The organism is Kluyvera sp. CHPC 1.2972, assembly GCF_036759925.1.
Lineage (GTDB): Bacteria > Pseudomonadota > Gammaproteobacteria > Enterobacterales > Enterobacteriaceae > Kluyvera.
On record NZ_JAPKIB010000007.1, the window covers coordinates 123080 to 141808 of the forward strand.

At 52.9% G+C, this 18729-nt stretch carries 19 protein-coding genes; 6 read left to right on the plus strand and 13 right to left on the minus strand.

Annotated elements, in window-relative coordinates; genetic code table 11:
• The first annotated feature begins 151 nt into the window (after positions 1 to 151).
• Positions 152 to 1717, plus strand: coding sequence for an alkyl hydroperoxide reductase subunit F (ahpF, locus tag V6944_RS13350; protein ID WP_333499316.1), 1566 nt, complete (start codon positions 152 to 154; stop codon positions 1715 to 1717).
• A 95-nt stretch (positions 1718 to 1812) separates the two neighbouring features.
• On the opposite strand, the gene uspG is transcribed toward ahpF, so the two are convergent.
• Positions 1813 to 2241: a universal stress protein UspG gene (gene uspG, locus V6944_RS13355; RefSeq protein ID WP_185669843.1), complete on the minus strand. Its 429-nt coding sequence runs from the start codon at positions 2239 to 2241 to the stop codon at positions 1813 to 1815.
• Between the two features lie 183 nt (positions 2242 to 2424).
• Positions 2425 to 2835 (minus strand): nucleoside diphosphate kinase regulator, encoded by a 411-nt coding sequence (gene rnk, locus V6944_RS13360; protein ID WP_185669842.1) that lies wholly within the window; start codon positions 2833 to 2835, stop codon positions 2425 to 2427.
• Positions 2836 to 3069: 234 nt separating this feature from the next.
• Between rnk and V6944_RS13365 the strand changes: the two genes are divergently transcribed.
• Positions 3070 to 3900: an alpha/beta fold hydrolase gene (locus V6944_RS13365; protein ID WP_333495053.1), complete on the plus strand. Its 831-nt coding sequence runs from the start codon at positions 3070 to 3072 to the stop codon at positions 3898 to 3900.
• A 39-nt stretch (positions 3901 to 3939) separates the two neighbouring features.
• Here V6944_RS13365 and rna read toward each other — a convergent pair whose 3' ends face one another.
• Positions 3940 to 4740 (minus strand): ribonuclease I, encoded by an 801-nt coding sequence (rna, locus tag V6944_RS13370; RefSeq protein WP_333499317.1) that lies wholly within the window; start codon positions 4738 to 4740, stop codon positions 3940 to 3942.
• 94 nt (positions 4741 to 4834) lie between these two features.
• Positions 4835 to 6205: an anaerobic C4-dicarboxylate transporter DcuC gene (gene dcuC / locus V6944_RS13375; protein ID WP_333499318.1), complete on the minus strand. Its 1371-nt coding sequence runs from the start codon at positions 6203 to 6205 to the stop codon at positions 4835 to 4837.
• A 675-nt stretch (positions 6206 to 6880) separates the two neighbouring features.
• Between dcuC and pagP the strand changes: the two genes are divergently transcribed.
• Positions 6881 to 7456, plus strand: a complete 576-nt coding sequence (pagP, locus tag V6944_RS13380; protein WP_442910742.1) for a lipid IV(A) palmitoyltransferase PagP — start codon at positions 6881 to 6883, stop codon at positions 7454 to 7456.
• A 160-nt stretch (positions 7457 to 7616) separates the two neighbouring features.
• The gene (gene cspE, locus V6944_RS13385; RefSeq protein WP_000034825.1) at positions 7617 to 7826 is read left to right on the plus strand and encodes a transcription antiterminator/RNA stability regulator CspE; all 210 of its coding nucleotides are present in this window, start codon (positions 7617 to 7619) and stop codon (positions 7824 to 7826) included.
• Positions 7827 to 7888: 62 nt separating this feature from the next.
• Here cspE and crcB read toward each other — a convergent pair whose 3' ends face one another.
• Positions 7889 to 8266, minus strand: a complete 378-nt coding sequence (gene crcB, locus V6944_RS13390; protein WP_185669838.1) for a fluoride efflux transporter CrcB — start codon at positions 8264 to 8266, stop codon at positions 7889 to 7891.
• Positions 8267 to 8383: 117 nt separating this feature from the next.
• Between crcB and V6944_RS13395 the strand changes: the two genes are divergently transcribed.
• Positions 8384 to 9172 (plus strand): deaminated glutathione amidase, encoded by a 789-nt coding sequence (locus V6944_RS13395; protein ID WP_333499319.1) that lies wholly within the window; start codon positions 8384 to 8386, stop codon positions 9170 to 9172.
• 126 nt (positions 9173 to 9298) lie between these two features.
• Complete coding sequence (tatE, locus tag V6944_RS13400; protein ID WP_035894336.1) at positions 9299 to 9499, plus strand: twin-arginine translocase subunit TatE; 201 nt, start codon at positions 9299 to 9301, stop codon at positions 9497 to 9499.
• A gap of 212 nt (positions 9500 to 9711) precedes the next feature.
• Here tatE and lipA read toward each other — a convergent pair whose 3' ends face one another.
• From lipA to mrdA, 8 genes are all read right to left on the minus strand, one after another.
• The gene (gene lipA / locus V6944_RS13405; protein ID WP_185669836.1) at positions 9712 to 10677 is read right to left on the minus strand and encodes a lipoyl synthase; all 966 of its coding nucleotides are present in this window, start codon (positions 10675 to 10677) and stop codon (positions 9712 to 9714) included.
• 200 nt (positions 10678 to 10877) lie between these two features.
• Positions 10878 to 11834, minus strand: a complete 957-nt coding sequence (locus V6944_RS13410) for a YbeF family transcriptional regulator (RefSeq protein WP_333499320.1) — start codon at positions 11832 to 11834, stop codon at positions 10878 to 10880.
• Between the two features lie 307 nt (positions 11835 to 12141).
• Positions 12142 to 12783, minus strand: a complete 642-nt coding sequence (gene lipB, locus V6944_RS13415) for a lipoyl(octanoyl) transferase LipB (protein WP_333499321.1) — start codon at positions 12781 to 12783, stop codon at positions 12142 to 12144.
• A 99-nt stretch (positions 12784 to 12882) separates the two neighbouring features.
• The gene (ybeD, locus tag V6944_RS13420; protein WP_035894333.1) at positions 12883 to 13146 is read right to left on the minus strand and encodes a DUF493 family protein YbeD; all 264 of its coding nucleotides are present in this window, start codon (positions 13144 to 13146) and stop codon (positions 12883 to 12885) included.
• Between the two features lie 105 nt (positions 13147 to 13251).
• Positions 13252 to 14451 carry a D-alanyl-D-alanine carboxypeptidase DacA gene (gene dacA / locus V6944_RS13425; protein WP_333499322.1) on the minus strand — a complete coding sequence of 400 codons (1200 nt, stop codon included), beginning with the start codon at positions 14449 to 14451 and terminating at the stop codon, positions 13252 to 13254.
• Positions 14452 to 14589: 138 nt separating this feature from the next.
• A complete protein-coding gene (gene rlpA, locus V6944_RS13430; RefSeq protein WP_333499323.1) occupies positions 14590 to 15702 on the minus strand; it encodes an endolytic peptidoglycan transglycosylase RlpA in 1113 nt (370 codons plus the stop codon).
• Between the two features lie 10 nt (positions 15703 to 15712).
• Positions 15713 to 16825, minus strand: coding sequence for a peptidoglycan glycosyltransferase MrdB (gene mrdB, locus V6944_RS13435; protein WP_333499324.1), 1113 nt, complete (start codon positions 16823 to 16825; stop codon positions 15713 to 15715).
• 2 nt (positions 16826 to 16827) lie between these two features.
• Complete coding sequence (gene mrdA / locus V6944_RS13440) at positions 16828 to 18729, minus strand: peptidoglycan DD-transpeptidase MrdA (RefSeq protein ID WP_185669831.1); 1902 nt, start codon at positions 18727 to 18729, stop codon at positions 16828 to 16830.

Sequence of the window (18729 nt, forward strand, 5' to 3'; positions counted from 1 at the left end):
ACCGCATGTAGGCCGGATAAACGCAGTGCCATCCGGCATCCAACAGGCGCGCTTCTGCGCCTGTTTAATCCCAGCATCATGATGCAAGTTGCTTACAGGCAGCTCGTATGTGGCTGCTTGCATGATGATGTTTTAAGCCCAGGAGATAAAAATGCTCGACACCAACATGAAAACCCAGCTCAAGGCCTACCTTGAGAAGCTGACCAAACCTGTTGAGCTGATTGCCACGCTGGATGACAGCGCTAAATCGGCAGAGATCAAGGAACTGTTGGCTGAAATCGCTGAACTGTCAGATAAAGTGACCTTTAAAGAAGACAACACGCTCGCGGTACGTAAGCCATCGTTCCTGATTACTAACCCAGGTTCCGACCAGGGCCCACGCTTTGCAGGCTCTCCGCTTGGCCACGAGTTTACCTCGCTGGTGCTGGCGCTGCTGTGGACCGGTGGTCACCCATCGAAAGAAGCGCAGTCTCTGCTGGAGCAGATCCGCGATATCGACGGCGACTTTGAATTTGAAACCTACTACTCGCTCTCTTGCCACAACTGCCCGGATGTGGTGCAGGCGCTGAACCTGATGTCGGTACTGAACCCGCGCATCAAGCATACGGCCATTGACGGCGGTACGTTCCAGAATGAAATTACCGATCGTAATGTGATGGGCGTTCCGGCGGTCTATATGAACGGTCAGGAGTTTGGTCAGGGTCGTATGACGCTGACTGAAATCGTGGCGAAAGTGGATACCGGCGCGGAAAAACGTGCGGCGGAAGAGCTGAATAAACGTGATGCTTACGATGTGCTGATCGTCGGTTCCGGCCCGTCCGGTGCAGCAGCGGCGGTTTACTCTGCGCGCAAAGGTATTCGTACCGGCCTGATGGGTGAACGTTTTGGCGGCCAGGTGCTGGACACCGTCGATATCGAAAACTACATCTCCGTGCCAAAAACCGAAGGCCAGAAACTGGCAGGCGCGCTGAAGGCGCACGTGAGCGACTATGACGTAGATGTGATTGACTCCCAGAGCGCGTCTAAGCTGATTCCTGCCTCGGTTGAAGGCGGCCTGCATCAGATTGAAACCGCTTCTGGCGCGGTGCTGAAAGCGCGCAGCGTTATCATCGCGACCGGTGCCAAATGGCGTAACATGAACGTACCGGGTGAAGATCAGTATCGTACTAAGGGTGTTACCTACTGCCCACACTGCGACGGCCCGCTGTTTAAAGGTAAACGCGTGGCGGTCATCGGCGGCGGTAACTCCGGCGTTGAAGCGGCCATCGATCTGGCTGGCGTGGTTGAACACGTGACCCTGCTTGAGTTTGCGCCAGAAATGAAGGCCGACCAGGTGCTGCAGGATAAAGTGCGCAGCCTGAAAAACGTCGACATTATTCTCAACGCACAAACGACAGAAGTGAAAGGTGACGGCAGTAAAGTCACCGGCCTGCAGTATCGTGACCGCGTCAGCGGCGACGAGCATCACGTGGAACTGGCGGGGATTTTTGTCCAGATTGGCCTGCTGCCAAATACCAACTGGCTGGAAGGCGCGATTGAGCGTAACCGCATGGGTGAAATCATCATTGATGCGAAATGCGAGACCAACGTGAAGGGCGTATTCGCCGCGGGCGACTGCACCACCGTGCCGTACAAACAGATTATCATCGCCGCTGGCGAAGGTGCGAAGGCGTCACTGAGTTCATTTGACTACCTGATTCGTACCAAAACTGCATAAAAAGAAGACAATGCCTGCAATGTCAAAGGCCACCGAAAGGTGGCCTTTTTTTGTGGCTGCTATTTCCCGGCGGCGCTTCGCCTGGCCGGGCTACATTATCTGACGACTAATACTGGGATATGCGCGTGGCGGATAACGCTGGAAGCGTTGGAGCCAAGCAGGTGCGTGCTGATAGACGGGTTACGTGAACCGATCACCACCATATCAGCGTTCAGCTCTTCCGCCAGTTCGTTCACGGCATCGCGGACGCTGCCGAGGCGAACGTGAAGCTTAATACGCGAAGGGTCGATGCTGAAATGACTCACCATGGTGGTCAGACGGCTTTCGGCTTCCTGCTGCAGATGCTCTTCAAAGCGGCGCAGGTCGGCGGCAAAGCGGCTCATGGTGTAGCTGGCCGACGCGGGCAGCACGTGAAGCAGATGGATAATGCCATCCTGCTGGGCTAAAAATTCCGCGTGACGAACGGCTTTGTCACTCAATTCCATCTCAAAAACATCAACTGGCATAATGATTGTTTTGTACATATGGCTCCTCCTTGTCTTTGTGGAACTATCAGAACACATAATAGGTTCTAAATATGTCATTTAGTTCGCAAAATAGTTTATCGAGGCGAAGGGAGTTGTAAAGTTTCGTGAGGCAGGAAGTAGCCGAAGGGACAAAACAGAAAGAGGATGCAGAACATCCTCTTAATAGGTTAGCGCGGGAGATTAGCGATGAAATTCGCCTGCCGCTTCCGGCTGGTAAAGCAGCTCGAGCACTTCGAGATGGGTAGAAGTACCGCCCGGCAGTTCCCAGTGAATGGCGCTGCCTGCGCGCAGACCAAGCAGTGCCGCGCCAACCGGCGCCATCACGGAAAGCTGGCTGCTGCTGTCGGTCATCTGGGCCGGGAAGACCAGCGTGCGGACGCGTTCTTCGCCGGTGGTGAGATCGCGGAATCTGACCTGGCTATTCATACTCACTACATCGTGCGGCATGTCCTCTGGGGCACACATCTGGGCACGATCCAGTTCGTCGTTTAGCGCGTTCGCCACCGGGGAATTTGCGTAAGCAGGTTGCTCAAGCAGGCGGTCGATACGCTCGGCATCGAACTCATTAATAATGATGGCAGGTCTGGTCATTATTTACTCCATGTCTATCGATTATCCAAAAGAAAACCCTCACCGCCAGCGGCAAGGGTTCATCTCATCCCATCATACTGATCCTGAGGTCAGGTTTGAAGTGATACAGCGCACATTCGAGAATGGCAACGATCGGTGTTGTGTGAATTTTGTGCGAAATACATCGCAACCTATAAATCTGGATTATTCTTTTTAGGCTGCATCTGGCAGCGTCCTTCCAGTACAGGAGATCGTATGAGTGGTTTCGATAAACTGACCCTGAAAGATGGTAGCTATCTCTGGTTTAAAGATTGGGGGAGCGGACAGCCTATTGTATTTAGCCACGGCTGGCCGCTGACGTCTGATGCGTTTGAGGATCAGATGCTGTATCTGGGGTCGAAGGGGTATCGGGTTATCGCCCACGATAGACGAGGCCATGGACGCTCGGCGCAGCCCTGGGACGGGCACAATATGGACCAATATGCAGATGATCTGGCGGAGTTGACCGCCCATCTGAATCTGAAGGATGCGGTGCACGTTGGGCACTCAACCGGCGGCGGTGAGGTGGCACGCTATATTGGCCGTCACGGCACGCAGCGAGTGGCCAAAGCGGTGCTGATTGGTGCGGTGACGCCCATAATGGTGAAAACGGACTTTAACCCGAACGGCGTGCCGCTGGAGGTCTTCGACGGTATTCGTGACGGAGTGATTAACGATCGAGGCGCGTTTTTCTATGAGCTGACGGCGGCGTTTTACGGCTATAACCGTCCAGGGGCGAAGGAATCAAAAGCGGTGCGTGAAGGTTTTGTCGAACAAGGATTACAGGGTTCGATTAAGGCGCTGTATGACTGCATCAAGGCATTTTCAGAGACAGACCTGCGCGAGGACCTGCGCAGAATGACGATCCCAACGCTGGTCATTCACGGCGATGACGATCAGATTGTGCCGTTTGAGACCTGCGGGAAAGTGGCGGCGGAAATTTTGCCTGACGCGGAGCTGAAGGTGTATCGCGGCGGATCGCATGGGATCTGTACCACGCATAAGCATCAGATCAACGACGATCTGTTGTCGTTTATCGAGCAGTAGTGTGAATCGCCCCCGAAAACCGGGGGCGTAATCAAACCGTTAGTAGCCGTTTTTATCCAGGATGAACTGTTTGCCGCAGTTGCCGGGGTGTGGCTGCGGAAGCAGTGAATCTGCGCTGAGTGGGTTGTTGATGCTGGCGGATTTAATGGTAATCTGCATTTCGGTCAGATAGGCCGGGTTACCGTCGCAGGTCAGCTTGACTGCTTTCACGTTCTCTTTGCCAAAGGCGCGGGCAACCGCATCATCAAAGCTCGCGCGGGTAACGGTTTTGCCGTAGTTAGCGGCAAGGAACTGACCTATTGCGCTCTGCTTCACTTCACTATTCATACGTACCATGGTACCGAAATAGGCGTCCGGGTCGAAACCAAAGCAGACGCCGTGCTTGGCGTACTCGTAGCGTTCAAGACAGGTTCTCCCCCCGCTGCCCGGCATCACCTGGTTGAGCTTATTGGCCATCTCCAGCGATAACCCCGTCTCATCGGCGGCGCATTTCCGGCTGGCTTTCGCTTCCGGCATATTAGGGATCGGCCGCGAAGCGCAGCCGAAACGCATCCAGCGGTTGTTGTCCACGCCGCGTGAGGCAATGGAGCCCGGTAGGCCGGGCCATAGGCCGTGTACCGTCAGATAATCGGCCTTATTGGCGGCCTCAGTTGTCCGCAGACATTCCAGCGGCTCTTTGCGGTTTCTGTCATGCTGGCTCTGGCAAAACCCGTTTTGCCAGGAGAGTGCCAGGACGTAACGGTCGAAATCGCCATATTGTGTGGGTGCCAGTGGAGCTGCTTGAAGGCTGCCAGCGCAGAGCAGCAACGCGCATCCTGACACAATATTCTTCCTTAACATTTTCCTGACTCCACGTTTTTAATCATTTAGTGACGTTATTACATAATAAAATAAGGCGCCTTCAGGCGCCTTATTTTATTTATCCGATAAATGATTATCCGGCGACGCCGGGTACCAGGACCTCGGTGGCGATAATCACCACGATAAGACCAATAATGACCGGTACCGAGGTGCGTTTAACCACTTCAAACGGGGAGATTTTTGCCATACCGGCAACCGCCACCACTACGCCGGAAACCGGGGAGATGGTACGACCAAGGTTGGACGCCTGCAGCATCGGAATCGACAGGTATGCCGGGTTGATGCCGGAGGAGTGCGCCAGTTTCGGGATCATCTCCACGAAGGCGTAGAACGGTGCGTTACCGGAACCCGTGGTCATCGCTGCCAGCATGGTCAGGATGACCAGCACCAGCATCAGAATAATGCTGGCCGAGCCGAACGAAGTGGCAATGGAAATCAGGCTGTTAATAAAGCCGATGGTGCTCAGGCCCTGGGCAAAGACGCCCGCGGCAACCAGCAGCATCACTACGCCGGCAAAGGCATCGGCCATCCCGCGATAGGCCACTTCCAGGCCAGCAAAGACGTTTTGGGTATTGAAGCCGCGGAAGAATTCCAGCACCGCCGCCAGCAGCATACAGATAACCAGAATGGCGATGATATGCAGTTCCGGACCCCATTTGCCGTCAAAAATCAGTACGCCGAAAATAGGGGTGAACGGCAGAATGGCGTAGAAGCGAGGTGCGCTGGTGGTGATTTCATTCACATCCAGCATTTCGTGAGAGATATGCTCTTTTTTATCCAGGTAGCGCTGCCAGAAGAAGTGGGCAATCGCCATGGCAACAATGGCTATGATGGAAATAGGCAGCGTGGTTTTAAAGGCGAAATCAATCAGCGGCATTTCTGCGGCTTTCGCTGCCAGCACGACGTCACCGGACGTTGGGGAGAGAATAATGGCCGCTGGGGAGGCGCAGATAGCCGCCGCCGCGCCGCGGCTGATGCCGACGTTCACCATCACCGGGAACAGGGTACCCATCAGCAGTACGCCAAGGCCGGTTGCCGAAGAGACGGCCAGTGACATCAGACAGGCCACGAAATAGGCCGCAATCATCAGTAAATAAGGTGAGTTGATAAACTTCAGCGGTTTAGAGGTCAGCTTAACGACCATATCATTCGCGCCGATATGCGTCATATAAGCGGCAAAACCACAGAGCATCATAATCATCATGCCGAGGTCGCCGCCGCGGCTCATTAATAAGATCTTGATGTATTCAACAATATCGGTGGCAGAGTAACCCGTGCTGGTTGCGCTGCCAGGTAAAATCTGGTGGCCCATCAATGCGCTGGCAATCAGTAGCAGTAAGCCACCGACGAAGAGGACTCCCGTCGCGGAATAACCTTTGATGATGTAGCGGGCTACGCCCACAATAACCACAACACCAATCAGGAGTTCAAAGAACGTTAACATTATTAACACCTATCGCCCAGTTGTAAAAATTGACGCAGTGCTGCATCAAAAGTAAGGGATGAAATGTGCCGAAAAAAACGACAAATTTAGCTGATGAAAATCAATAAAAAGATTAATTAAAGATGGCGAAGTTGTCATTTACTCGGTGTACTCACAAAGCTGAACATTGTCACCCCAATGAGTATAGCGCGCTGGTGGAATACTATACAGCCAGAGGAAATGAAATGCTGCTTTGCTGAGCGAGAAGGTGAAAGGCTGGCAGCTCTAGTCGTGGTGGGGAGGTGCGGTGTTGATGTTACCTTTTAGCGGGCGGATGTACGAAATAAAATAGGGAAAGATAAAACCGCATAAAATATGTGCAGAATAAATCTTTATTTAATGATTAAGCATTTATTCTCATATTACGAAAATAATATGGGAAGCATTTTTTTAAATATAACCAGAAGGCACTTTTAATTTATGGTTTTCTGGTCATAGACGATAATGCGTATCGTTGGCGGTAATCATGCATTATAATTTAGCTTAGGCTGTTAGGTTAGCTTGACGGTTTGATTAGGAATATTCTAATTTGTAATTCAGATGAAGAAAAAGGCAAAGCCGCTGCTGCGGTTACGATATCATTAAGCATACGCTTGATAGAATATTCTTAATTAATCATTTTTTGGCAAGACTATCGTGTTAAAACTAAATAGATTTTTCGCACTGCTGGTTGTGATGGTAGGGCTGTCTGGTACCGCTCTGCCTGCACATGCGTCTTTTACCGAGACGATCAAGGATGGCTATAACACGCTGAGCAATAACATCGTACAAACCTGGGATGAACCGCAGAATTACGATCTGTATGTGCCGGTGATTACGTGGCACGCGCGTTTTGCCTACGATAAAGAAAAAACGGACAAATACAATGAACGTCCCTGGGGGGCCGGTTTTGGCGTTTCACGTTGGGATGATAAAGGTAACTGGCACGGCATCTATTTGATGGCGTTTAAAGACTCCTTTAACAAGTGGGAACCGATTGGCGGCTACGGCTGGGAAGCGACCTGGCGACCGCTGGCGGACGATAAATTCCATGTTGGGTTGGGTTACACGATTGGGGTGACTGCGCGCGATAACTGGAACTACATCCCGCTGCCGGTAGCGCTGCCGATGGCCTCTATCGGTTACGGCCCGGCGACGTTCCAGATGACCTACATTCCAGGCACCTATAACAACGGTAACGTCTACTTCGCCTGGCTCCGTTTCGACTTCTGAAACCGGCCCGCAGCACAGCGGGCGATAAAGTCAACCCGCAAATAAAAGTTAGAGACATTTATCACTTTTTAACGAAGTTAGGCTGGACAAAACCGACGACAATTGTTGTACTGTTAACTGACACAGATTAGTGTCGTTTTTTCATATAAAGGTAATTTTGATGTCTAAGATTAAAGGTAACGTTAAGTGGTTTAATGAGTCCAAAGGATTCGGTTTCATTACTCCGGAAGATGGCAGCAAAGACGTATTCGTACACTTCTCTGCAATCCAGACCAATGGTTTTAAAACTCTGGCTGAAGGTCAGCGCGTAGAGTTCGAAATCACTAACGGTGCCAAAGGCCCTTCTGCTGCTAACGTCATCGCTCTCTAAGCGAAAAATAGCAGTTCAGAATTCAAAACCCGCTTAAATGCGGGTTTTTTTTATCCTTTTTTCTAGCGACTGGCGCTAAACAGCCAGAATGCCGCAGCGGTCATGGCGAATGAACCCAGCAGGTTCACCGCAACGTTCAGCAGTGCCCAGCTCAATTTCCCTTCCTGTAGCAGAAAGACGACTTCGGCCGAGAAGGTGGAGAAGGTTGTCAGCCCGCCGCAAAAACCGGTGGTGATAAGCAGTTTCCAGACCGGATCAATCTGCGGCAGACGGTTAAACCAGGCCAACCCCGCGCCGATAATAAACGCTCCGACCAGGTTAGCCGTCAGCGTGCCCAGCGGAATGGCATGGTGCATAGGATTAAATCTTAGGCTCAGCAGCCAGCGAGCGACGCTGCCGGTACCTCCGCCGATAAAAACGGCCAACAACAGTTGCATCATGCGAGTTTCCTGCCATTTTCAATTAATGCTGCCAGTGTAGCGCTGAACGGGTGAATCTGGCTATATACTCATCAGTATTCATCATATTGATATATTGGTAAAACCTGGGGTGTATAGATGAGGGTAGCTGCAGGGCAGTTTGTCGTTACGCCAGAGTGGCAGATCAATGCGCAACGTTGCGTAGCGCAGATGCGCTCGGCGGCCGAAGCCGGAGCGTCTTTGCTGGTGCTGCCGGAAGCGCTACTGGCCCGCAGCGATAGCGACCCGGATATGTCCGTCAGATCGGCTCAGACGCTGGACGGTGGCTTTATGCAGGTACTGCTGGCGCAAAGCCGTAGTGATGCATTGACCACCGTGCTGACTATCCACACGCCGTCAGGGGAAGGCCGTGCGCGAAACACGCTGGTGGTGCTACGTGGTGGCGAAGTTATTGCTCACTATCACAAGCTCCACCTCTATGACGCCTTCTCTATTCAGGAGTCAAAGCGGGTGGATGCCGGTGAGGCGTTGCCACCGCTGATTGAGGTTGAAGGTTTTAGGGTTGGCCTGATGACCTGCTACGATCTGCGCTTCCCTGAACTGGCGATGACGCTGGCGCTCCAGGGGGCTGAGATCCTGGCGCTGCCGGCAGCCTGGGTGCGTGGGCCGCTGAAAGAGCATCATTGGGCGACGCTGCTTGCGGCCCGCGCGCTGGATACCACCTGCTACATGGTGGCGAGCGGGGAGTGCGGTACGCGAAATATTGGTCAAAGCCGAATTATCGATCCGCTTGGTATAACGCTGGCAGGTGCGACGACAGAGCCGCAGCTGATCGTTTCTGAGATTCAGCGTGAGCATCTTTTGAACGTTCGCCAGCAGCTTCCGGTACTGGCGAATCGACGCTTTGCGCTACCGCAATTAACGTGACGTTTTTTTAAACAACGCTTGATTCACCTTGTTACAGATTGCTATTGTGTGCACGCGCCGGATGACCGTTAATAAATGACAGTGATGTGGCGCATTCTGCAGCCTGTTTTTGAGAAGAAGGTATCTATGGGTGAGATTAGTATTACCAAACTGCTGGTAGTGGCAGCACTGATTGTTCTGGTGTTTGGTACCAAAAAATTACGGACTCTGGGTGGGGATCTGGGTTCAGCCATCAAGGGCTTCAAGAAAGCCATGAATGATGATGAAACCACGGCGCAGAAAAGCGCAGATGAAACCCCGGCCGAAAAACTCTCTCATAAAGAGTAAGCAGGGCAGCGTTTCACATGGTGTGCTGATGTAGCGCGCCATGCGCAGGTTTAGCCACCTGCGGAAGGGGCTACAGCGTAAGTACGTTGTAGCCCTTTTTCATGAAAATAACATTTCAAATATTGTCTTATTGCAACAATATATTTCACATTTCACCATAAAAAAAGCCGCTATCAATAGAGAGCGGCTTTTTAGCGTAGGAATCAGAGACCTTATTTCACTTCAAGGCCTTTGGCCTGAAGGTCGGCGTGATAGGACGAACGCACGAATGGGCCACATGCTGCGTGGGTGAAGCCCATCGCCAGCGCTTCGGCTTTCATCTCTTCGAATTCATCCGGGCTGACGTAACGCTGTACCGGCAAGTGGTGGCGGCTTGGCTGCAGGTACTGGCCGAGCGTCAGCATGGTGACGCCATGGCGACGCAGGTCGCGCATCACTTCAACGATCTCGGCGTTGGTTTCGCCCAGACCCACCATCAAACCAGATTTGGTTGGAATTTCCGGGTGCGCTTCTTTAAAGCGTTCCAGCAACTTCAGCGACCAGTTATAGTCAGCGCCCGGGCGCACGTGACGGTAAATACGCGGTACGTTTTCCAGGTTGTGGTTGAAGACGTCTGGTGGGGTTGCAGTCAGGATCTCTAACGCGCGATCCATACGGCCACGGAAGTCTGGTACCAGCGTTTCAATCTTAATGGTTGGGTTCTTTTCGCGAATCGCGGAGATGCAGTCAGCAAAGTGCTGAGCGCCGCCGTCACGCAGATCATCACGGTCCACTGAGGTAATAACCACATAACGCAGCCCCATGTCCGCAATGGTCTGGGCCAGCTTTTGCGGTTCGTTAGCATCTGGGGCTACCGGGCGACCGTGGGCAACGTCGCAGAACGGGCAGCGACGGGTACAAATCGCGCCCAGGATCATAAAGGTCGCGGTGCCGTGGTTAAAGCACTCTGCCAGGTTTGGACAGGAGGCTTCTTCACAGACGGAGTGCAGGCCATTTTTACGCATGGCTGCTTTGATACCCTGGATACGGGAGGAGTCTGCCGGAAGTTTAATTTTCATCCATTCCGGTTTTCGCAGCAGCGCTTCGCGCTCTGTTGCCACGTTTTTAACCGGGATAAGGGCCATTTTATCGGCATCGCGGTACTTAACACCGCGTTCCATCACAATGGGTTTACTCATAGCGTACGTGTTCCAGTTCCGAGTATCGAGGGAAAGCGTTTCAATTCAAGGGAATGTTGTATTTATCAACTATTTTTGAATTTATGGCAGGCAGTATACCATTTAAATGGGGTACAAAGCAGCCTACTGTGCCGGCAAATTGTAAAATAGTTGTTGAATAATGCTTTTTTGCCGGCTAGCAAAGATGGGGAGTACGAGGTTTAAAACGCCTGATGGATGACGTTGATAATGTTTTGCATTACCGGGTCACGCAGGCTGAGCTTATTGTAATGCAATGAAAAGTCGACGCGTTCCTGCTGGAGTGGCGCAAAGTCCAGCGTTTGCAGCGGCCAGCACTGTTTGAATATATGGTAAAAGCGCAGCGGCATAATGCCAATCAGGTTGCTTGAGGCGATCAGTGACGCGATGGTGAACAAATTGTAACTGCTCACGCTGACCTGACGATCGGGAAGCATATCGCGTATCCGCCGGTACTGGTCGTTTTGTCCCGCGCCGTCCATCGTCAGCAGCGTGTGTTCGTACTGCATCAGCGTGTCCAGAGAGGGGGACTCCTCCAGGGCCGGGTGATCGTTGCGGCATACCAATACCAGCTTGTCACTGAACAGCGCATGGCGGCCCAGCGTGCGCGGGTTGTTGTGCTCGTGGTTATCAATAATTAAATCGGTCTGAAACTGACTGAGCTGCGCGTTGGCATCGGTCACGGCGACGTTTCTCAGCAGCACCTGGGGATAGGTCTTCTTCACAATCTGATAGATAACCGGCATCACGATAGCGCCCACCGAGGCGGCGGTGCCGATAGTGATCACCCGCTGCTTGTCATAACTACCGTTCAAATCCAGCGCGCCGAGAATCGATTCCAGACCCTGGCTGATATATTCATGAAGATGGGTAGCGTATGCCGTTGGGGTGACGCCCTGGCCTTTACGAATAAAGAGAGGGTCGGGGAAGAGTAGTCTAAGTTTCTGAATCGATTGGCTTATCGCTGAAGGGGTGAGATTCAGTATTTTTGCGGCGTTGACGATACCTTTATGCACATAAACCGCTTCAAATATGGTCAATAAATTGAGGTCAATATTACGCAGCGTGCGGAAGATTTGTGGTGTCTCATTTTCAACGTTGAGGTTGATTTTATTTTCAGGCTTATCGTTATAATCCACACTGCTTACTCCGTATTCATTCACTCCATGAATGATAGTTGATAATAATAATTTTATTATTATTCTGAGAAACACAGAATCGCAAGATAAAAACGTGATTTTTACGTTAGTACTCAATGCATTAACGTTGCTAATACATTGTTGGTCTCTATGTTTTTATGCGTGTCATTGCGAAAAAGTGAGTGTTGCGATGCACTTTAAGGCGAAATTAATCAGAAAAAATAGAGAAACTTGCCGTTATTGTAAAGGGGGAAATGAAAAGATAGTGAATGACCCAACAGATTATTGGGTCAGGATGTATCATATATTAAGCGTGAATGTATTCATGTGGCGGATTATTTAGCAAGGCTAAAAAGTGGGAGACCAATCGAGGCGAGATATTTTCCGGCGTTGCGTCATTCACCCATTGCGATACCTGGGCCATTTCCATTCCCGCATACCCGCAAGGGTTAATTCTCAGGAAAGGTGACAGATCCATCGCGATATTCAGCGCCAGGCCGTGGAACGAACAGCCTTTACGGATACGTAGCCCCAGCGAACAGATTTTTTTCTCCCCCACGTAAACCCCGGGCGCATCAGCACGAGGGTGCGCTTCAATACCCACCTCCGCCAGCGTATTGACCACCGTCTGCTCTAGCAGTGTGACCAGCTCGCGTACGCCAAGCTTGCGGCGCTTGAGGTTTAACAGGACGTACATCACCTGCTGACCGGGCCCGTGATAGGTCACCTGGCCACCGCGGTCGCTTTGAATGACCGGAATATCGCCTGGCACCAGCACATGTTCGGCTTTACCTGCCTGGCCCTGGGTGAAGACGGGCTGATGCTCTACCAGCCAGATTTCATCCAGCGTGGACTCATCGCGGCTATCGGTGAAATCATGCATTGCCTGGGAAACCGGTTCGTAAGGTTGCAGGCCAAGTTGACGGATCAGGAGGGTATTTAAGTCCAAAACAGCGTCTCCGCAGAGAGGGGAAATGATGGACGCAGAGTATATCACAGGGAGGAGGGGAGAGGCGTTACCCGGCAGTGCCGGGTAACGGTGATGCGATTACAGCACCATACGGACGATTTCGATATTGCCCAGCTCTTCGTACAGCGTTTCTACCTGCTCAATGTGGGTTGCATTGATGGTAATGGACACCGAGTGGTAATTGCCTTTGCTGCTCGGTTTTATCTGCGGAGAGTAGTCACCTGGCGCATGGCGCTGTACCACTTCAACCACCAGGTCAACCAGCTCAGGTTTCGCCAGACCCATTACTTTGTAAGTAAATGGTGTAGGGAATTCAAGCAGTTCGTTCAGTTTGGTTTTCATGTCAGCTCCAGTGTTGAAAAAGAACAACTCCCGCAAATGTGCGGGAGTTGTTTTTACTATGCATAGTATATGGGGATGGAAATCACACTTTCAAGTGGGTGATTTTTAACCAAACCAGTGGTGGAACATTAATTTAATGTAATCAATGATCTTACCGAAGAAGTTGCCTTCAGGAATTTCCTGCAGCACCACCAGAGGACGCTGATCGATGGTTTTGCCATCCAGCTGGAAATTGATGGTACCGACAACCTGGTTTTTCTGCAGCGGCGCGTGCAGTTCACTGGTGGTCAGCACGTAGCTCGCCTTCAGATCTTTCATACGGCCGCGTGGGATGGTCAGGTATACGTCTTTATCCACGCCCAGGGAGGCACGGTCAGTGTCACCAAACCAGGCTGGCTCAGAGGCAAACTCTTTACCGGCTTTAATTGGGTTCACGGTTTCGAAGAAACGGAAGCCCCAGGTCAGCAGTTTTTTACTTTCGGTTTCACGACCTTTGTAGGTACGACCGCCCATGACGGCAGACACCAGGCGCATTTGACCCTCGGTTGCGGAAGCGACCAGGTTGTAGCCTGCTTTATCGGTGTGACCGGTTTTGATGCCGTCGACATTCAGGCTGTTGTCCCACAGCAGGCCGTTACGGTTCAGTTGGCGGATACCGTTAAAGGTGAACTCTTTTTCTTTGTAGATGGTGTATTCGTTCGGCACGTCGCGGATCAGCGCCTGGCCGATCATCGCCATATCACGTGCGGAGCTGTACTGACCCTCTGCGTCCAGGCCGTGAACGGTCTGGAAGTGAGTGTTCTGCAGGCCCAGAGCGGTCACGTAGCTGTTCATCAGCCCAACGAAAGCGTCCTGGCTACCGGCGACGTAGTCAGCCATTGCGACACAGGCATCGTTACCGGACTGCAGGTTAATCCCGCGGATAAGCTGGGATACCGGAACCTGCATGCCTGGTTTCAGGAACATCAGGGAAGAGCCTTTGAATACCGGGTTGCCGGTGGCCCAGGCATCGTTGCCGATGGTGACCAGATCGGACTCTTTAAATTTACCTGCTTTCATCGCCTGGCCGATGACGTAGCTGGTCATCATTTTGGTCAGACTCGCCGGGTCGCGACGGCTGTCAGCATTCTGCTCAGCCAGAACTTTACCGGAGTTGTAATCAATAAGAATGTAGGACTCCGCGTCAATCTGCGGAACGCCTGGAATCATGGTTTTGATGTTCAGGTCATCGGCGTGGGCAGCGGAAGAGAGTGCTGCGACGGAGAGCGCCGGAATGAGTAAGCGAGCGAAAAAAGAGGTCTTCATGGTCAAAACAACGACATCCGTGATGGAGTTAAAAAAGTGCCTTACTATAGCAAATGCCCTACAGACAGGCATCCGACATCGCATATGACTTTGTTAATGACTTTTACATATACGAAGATTCGGATACCTCTGAGCGTTCTAGTTGGCGCGAGTAATAAACGATTGCAGCTGAGCTTCGCTCTGCAAACGTTGCTGTATGGTACTGGCTTCGTTTTTACTGCTGAACGGGCCTAGCTGAATACGCCATACCGCGCCGTTTTGCGTAACGCGACCCGGTACGGAAAATTGCTGGCTTAAACGCTGCTGATACTGCTGAGCGCGCGCCTGATCGCTTACGGCGCCAACCTGTACGACGAAATCGCCGGTGGCGGCAGGCGCGGCGGTTGCAGCAGCAGCCGGTGCTGCTACTGCCGCTGCGGGTGCCGTTACTGGCGCTGTTGCCGATGGGGTTGTCACTGGGGCTGGCGTCGGTTCTGGTTGTTCGAGCACGCCGTTATTCAAGGGCGTAGGCGCGCCAAGGAAGCCGCCGCTTTTAACGGGAGCACCATCACCGCTGTTGGCTGGGGTCAGCGTATCGTTACTGATAGCGCGGATATCACCCTGCGGTGCTGCCGCCTGCGGGGCGGAAGAGACGCTGCCCATACTGCCGCTCAGGTCTGGGCGGCTAGGCAGCGCATAGGTCTGTTTAGCGACGGTGGTACAGGCCATGCCCGGACCGGAAAGTGAACCGTCCTGTGCCACGATAATCGGGTCAATGCGGACCTTGGTGTTATTGGAGGTGTTCAGGCGATCCGCTGCTGCACGGGAGAGCGAAATGACACGATCGTTGCCATAAGGGCCGCGATCGTTAATGCGCACGACGATCATCCTGCCGTTAGCCAGGTTGGTGATGCGAGCGTAGCTTGGGATTGGCAACGTTGGGTGCGCTGCCGTCAGCTGCGTCGGGTCGAACGCTTCGCCGCTGGCGGTCAGGTTGCTGCCCGGCTCGGCGTCGTAAATGGCAGCGAGACCCGCCTGGCTAAAGTTTGACGGATCCTGAACGACTTTATATTTCTTGCCGTCACGCTCGTAGTCCTGATTTGCGGTCGCATTCAGGGGTTCAAAGTGCGGATCTGCCCCGCTGATTTCTACCGACGGGCCGTTACATACCGCAGGTTGTGGTGCAGATACGGTTTGTTGCTGACCATCATCGCTCGAACAAGCCGCCAGCAGCCCTGCCGCTATGCAGATCCCAAGCCATTGCTTACGCATTGAGCACCCCTTAGACGCTTTTTGACAACATTTTTCTGTGTGTATGTATCGACATCACGATACCGAACCCGGCCATCAGTACGATCAGGGCGGAGCCCCCGTAGCTGACTAGCGGTAGCGGCACGCCAACCACCGGCAAGATGCCACTTACCATACCAATATTTACGAAGACATAAACGAATAAAATCAGCATTAAACCACCGGCCATGACGCGGCCGAAGGAAGTTTGCGCCTGGGCGGCAATCCACAGCCCGCGCATAATCAGCAGGACGTAGAGTGCCAGCAGGATAAGGATACCGATAAGCCCCAGCTCTTCAGAAAGCACCGCGAAGATAAAGTCGGTGTGGCGCTCTGGCAGGAATTCGAGCTGCGACTGCGTGCCGTGCAGCCAGCCTTTGCCGCGCAGGCCGCCGGAACCAATGGCGATTTTAGACTGAATAATGTGGTAGCCCGCGCCGAGTGGGTCTGATTCCGGATCCATTAACATCATGACGCGCTGCCGCTGATAGTCGTGCATCAGGAAGAACCACAGAATCGGGATAAAGGCGGCGACCAGCAGGACGGCGACCAGAATCAGGCGCCAGCTTAAGCCCGCCAGGAACAGCACGAACAGGCCGGACAGGGCGATCAGGATTGAGGTACCAAGGTCAGGCTGCGCGGCAACCAGCAGGGTCGGCAGGAAGATCAGCACCAGCGCAATGCCGGTGTTTTTCAGCGTCGGTGGGCAAACATCGCGGTTGATAAAACGCGCGACCATCAGCGGTACCGCGATTTTGGCAATTTCAGACGGCTGGAAACGGACGATACCGAGATCCAGCCAGCGCTGTGCCCCTTTGGATATCGCCCCGAAGGCGTCTACCGCGACCAGCAGTATAATACAGAAGATATAAAGCCACGGCGCCCAGCCTTCGTACACACGCGGTGGGATCTGCGCCATCACAATCATGATGACGATGCCCATCGCAATCTGGCCGATTTTACGTTCCATCATGCCCATGTCCTGGCCGCTAGCGCTCCAGATAACCAGCGCACTGTAGGTCAGCAGCGCCAGCAGAATGAGCAGCATCGTTGGGTCCAGGTGGATCTTATCCCAGAACGACTTTTTGTTCGGATTATCCGTCATGTTTATTGGTCCTCCGCCGCGGCGGCCGCTGGGTTTTCAGCCGGTAAATCGGTGTTGTTATCGCCCAGCATGATGTGATCAAGAATTTGACGCATGATGGTACCGACCGCCGGGCCTGCACCACCGTTTTCTAAAATAATCGCGACCGCAACCTGAGGGTCGTTATACGGCGCAAACGCGGTCATTAATTTGTGGTCACGCAGACGCTCCGCAATACGGTGGGCGTTATACGTTTCGTTGGCCTTCAGGCCAAAGACCTGCGCAGTACCTGATTTAGCTGCAATCTTATACGGTGCGCTGGCAAAATACTTATGCGCGGTACCGTTGCCACGGTTGGCAACGCCGAACATCCCGTCTTTGGCAATTTCCCAGTAGCCGGAATGGATGTCGCCAATAGGCGGTTCCTGCGGCTGTATCCACGGCACTTTCTTGCCTTCTTCGACGGTGCTAGCCAGCAGGTGAGGCGTTTTGATAATGCCATCGTTAATCAGGATCATCAGCGCTTTGCTCATCTGGATAGGGGTCGCCGTCCAGTAACCCTGGCCGATCCCCACCGGAATGGTATCACCCTGATACCACGGCTTTTTAAAGCGTTTAAGCTTCCATTCGCGGGTTGGCATGTTGCCGGAGCGCTCTTCCGCAAGGTCGATGCCGGTATAGTCGCCGTAGCCGAACTTGCTCATCCACTCTGATAGACGGTCAATACCCATATCATAGGCGACCTGGTAGAAGAAGGTATCCGCGGACTCTTCCAGCGCTTTGGTGACGTTCAGGTGGCCGTGGCCCCATTTTTTCCAGTCACGATAGCGTTTTTCTGAGCCTGGAAGCTGCCACCACCCTGGGTCAAACAGGCTGGTGTTACGGTTAATTACGCCTGCACTCATGGCGGAGACCGCCACATACGGTTTCACCGTAGAGGCAGGAGGGTAAACCCCCTGGGTGGCGCGGTTAACCAGCGGCGTGTTCGGATCGTTTAACAGGCCGCTGTAGTCTTTACTGGAGATGCCATCAACGAACAGGTTAGGGTCGTAGCTTGGCATCGAGACCAGCGCCAGAATGCTGCCGTTGCGCGGGTCGGTGACCACCACGGCGGCACGGCTACCGGCCAACAGCGTTTCGATGTACTGCTGCAGTTTGAGGTCGAGCGTCAGGTAGATATCGTGCCCAGCCTGCGGCGGCACCTCTTTCAACTGACGGATAACGCGGCCGCGGTTGTTGACTTCAACCTCTTCGTAGCCGGTCTGCCCGTGCAGCATATCTTCGTAATAACGTTCGATACCGAGTTTGCCGATATCGTGGGTCGCCGCATAGTTGGCGAGTTTGCCGTCTTTATCGAGGCGGTCGACGTCTTTATCGTTAATTTTGGAGACGTAGCCGATGACGTGGGTCAGGGCAGAACCATACGGATAGAAGCGGCGCTTATAGCCCTTAACCTCAACGCCCGGAAAACGGTACTGATTGACGGCAAAGCGCGCCACCTGCACTTCGGTGAGGTTGGTTTTCAGTGGGATAGAGGTAAAGCGGTGCGAACGTGCACGCTCTTTTTTAAAGGCGGCAATGTCGTCATCGGAAAGGTCGACCACGCTGCGCAGGCCATCAATGGTCTCCTGCACGCTGTCGACTTTTTCCGGCATGATTTCCAGCTGGTAGATAGTGCGGTTAAGCGCCAGCGGCGTACCGTTACGATCGTAAATAATGCCGCGGCTTGGCGCGATAGGCACCAGCTTGATACGGTTTTCGTTAGAGCGCGTCTGGTAGTCGGTAAAACGAACGATCTGCAAATTGTAGAGGTTGGCAATCAGCACGCCGGTAAGCAGCAAAATTCCCAAAAAAGCGACCACCGCCCGGCGCACAAATAGCGCGGACTCTGCCGTATAGTCGCGAAAAGAATTCTGTAGTTTCAT

Coding starts and splice junctions, on each gene's coding strand:
- mrdA (WP_185669831.1), bottom strand. CDS start 18,729: ATGAAACTACAGAATTCTTTTCGCGACTATACGGCAGAGTCCGCGCTA.
- dcuC (WP_333499318.1), bottom strand. CDS start 6,205: ATGTTAACGTTCTTTGAACTCCTGATTGGTGTTGTGGTTATTGTGGGC.
- rna (WP_333499317.1), bottom strand. CDS start 4,740: ATGTTAAGGAAGAATATTGTGTCAGGATGCGCGTTGCTGCTCTGCGCT.
- V6944_RS13365 (WP_333495053.1), top strand. CDS start 3,070: ATGAGTGGTTTCGATAAACTGACCCTGAAAGATGGTAGCTATCTCTGG.
- cspE (WP_000034825.1), top strand. CDS start 7,617: ATGTCTAAGATTAAAGGTAACGTTAAGTGGTTTAATGAGTCCAAAGGA.
- mrdB (WP_333499324.1), bottom strand. CDS start 16,825: ATGACGGATAATCCGAACAAAAAGTCGTTCTGGGATAAGATCCACCTG.
- ybeD (WP_035894333.1), bottom strand. CDS start 13,146: ATGAAAACCAAACTGAACGAACTGCTTGAATTCCCTACACCATTTACT.
- ahpF (WP_333499316.1), top strand. CDS start 152: ATGCTCGACACCAACATGAAAACCCAGCTCAAGGCCTACCTTGAGAAG.
- dacA (WP_333499322.1), bottom strand. CDS start 14,451: ATGAAGACCTCTTTTTTCGCTCGCTTACTCATTCCGGCGCTCTCCGTC.
- rnk (WP_185669842.1), bottom strand. CDS start 2,835: ATGACCAGACCTGCCATCATTATTAATGAGTTCGATGCCGAGCGTATC.
- V6944_RS13395 (WP_333499319.1), top strand. CDS start 8,384: ATGAGGGTAGCTGCAGGGCAGTTTGTCGTTACGCCAGAGTGGCAGATC.
- crcB (WP_185669838.1), bottom strand. CDS start 8,266: ATGATGCAACTGTTGTTGGCCGTTTTTATCGGCGGAGGTACCGGCAGC.
- uspG (WP_185669843.1), bottom strand. CDS start 2,241: ATGTACAAAACAATCATTATGCCAGTTGATGTTTTTGAGATGGAATTG.
- lipA (WP_185669836.1), bottom strand. CDS start 10,677: ATGAGTAAACCCATTGTGATGGAACGCGGTGTTAAGTACCGCGATGCC.
- tatE (WP_035894336.1), top strand. CDS start 9,299: ATGGGTGAGATTAGTATTACCAAACTGCTGGTAGTGGCAGCACTGATT.
- rlpA (WP_333499323.1), bottom strand. CDS start 15,702: ATGCGTAAGCAATGGCTTGGGATCTGCATAGCGGCAGGGCTGCTGGCG.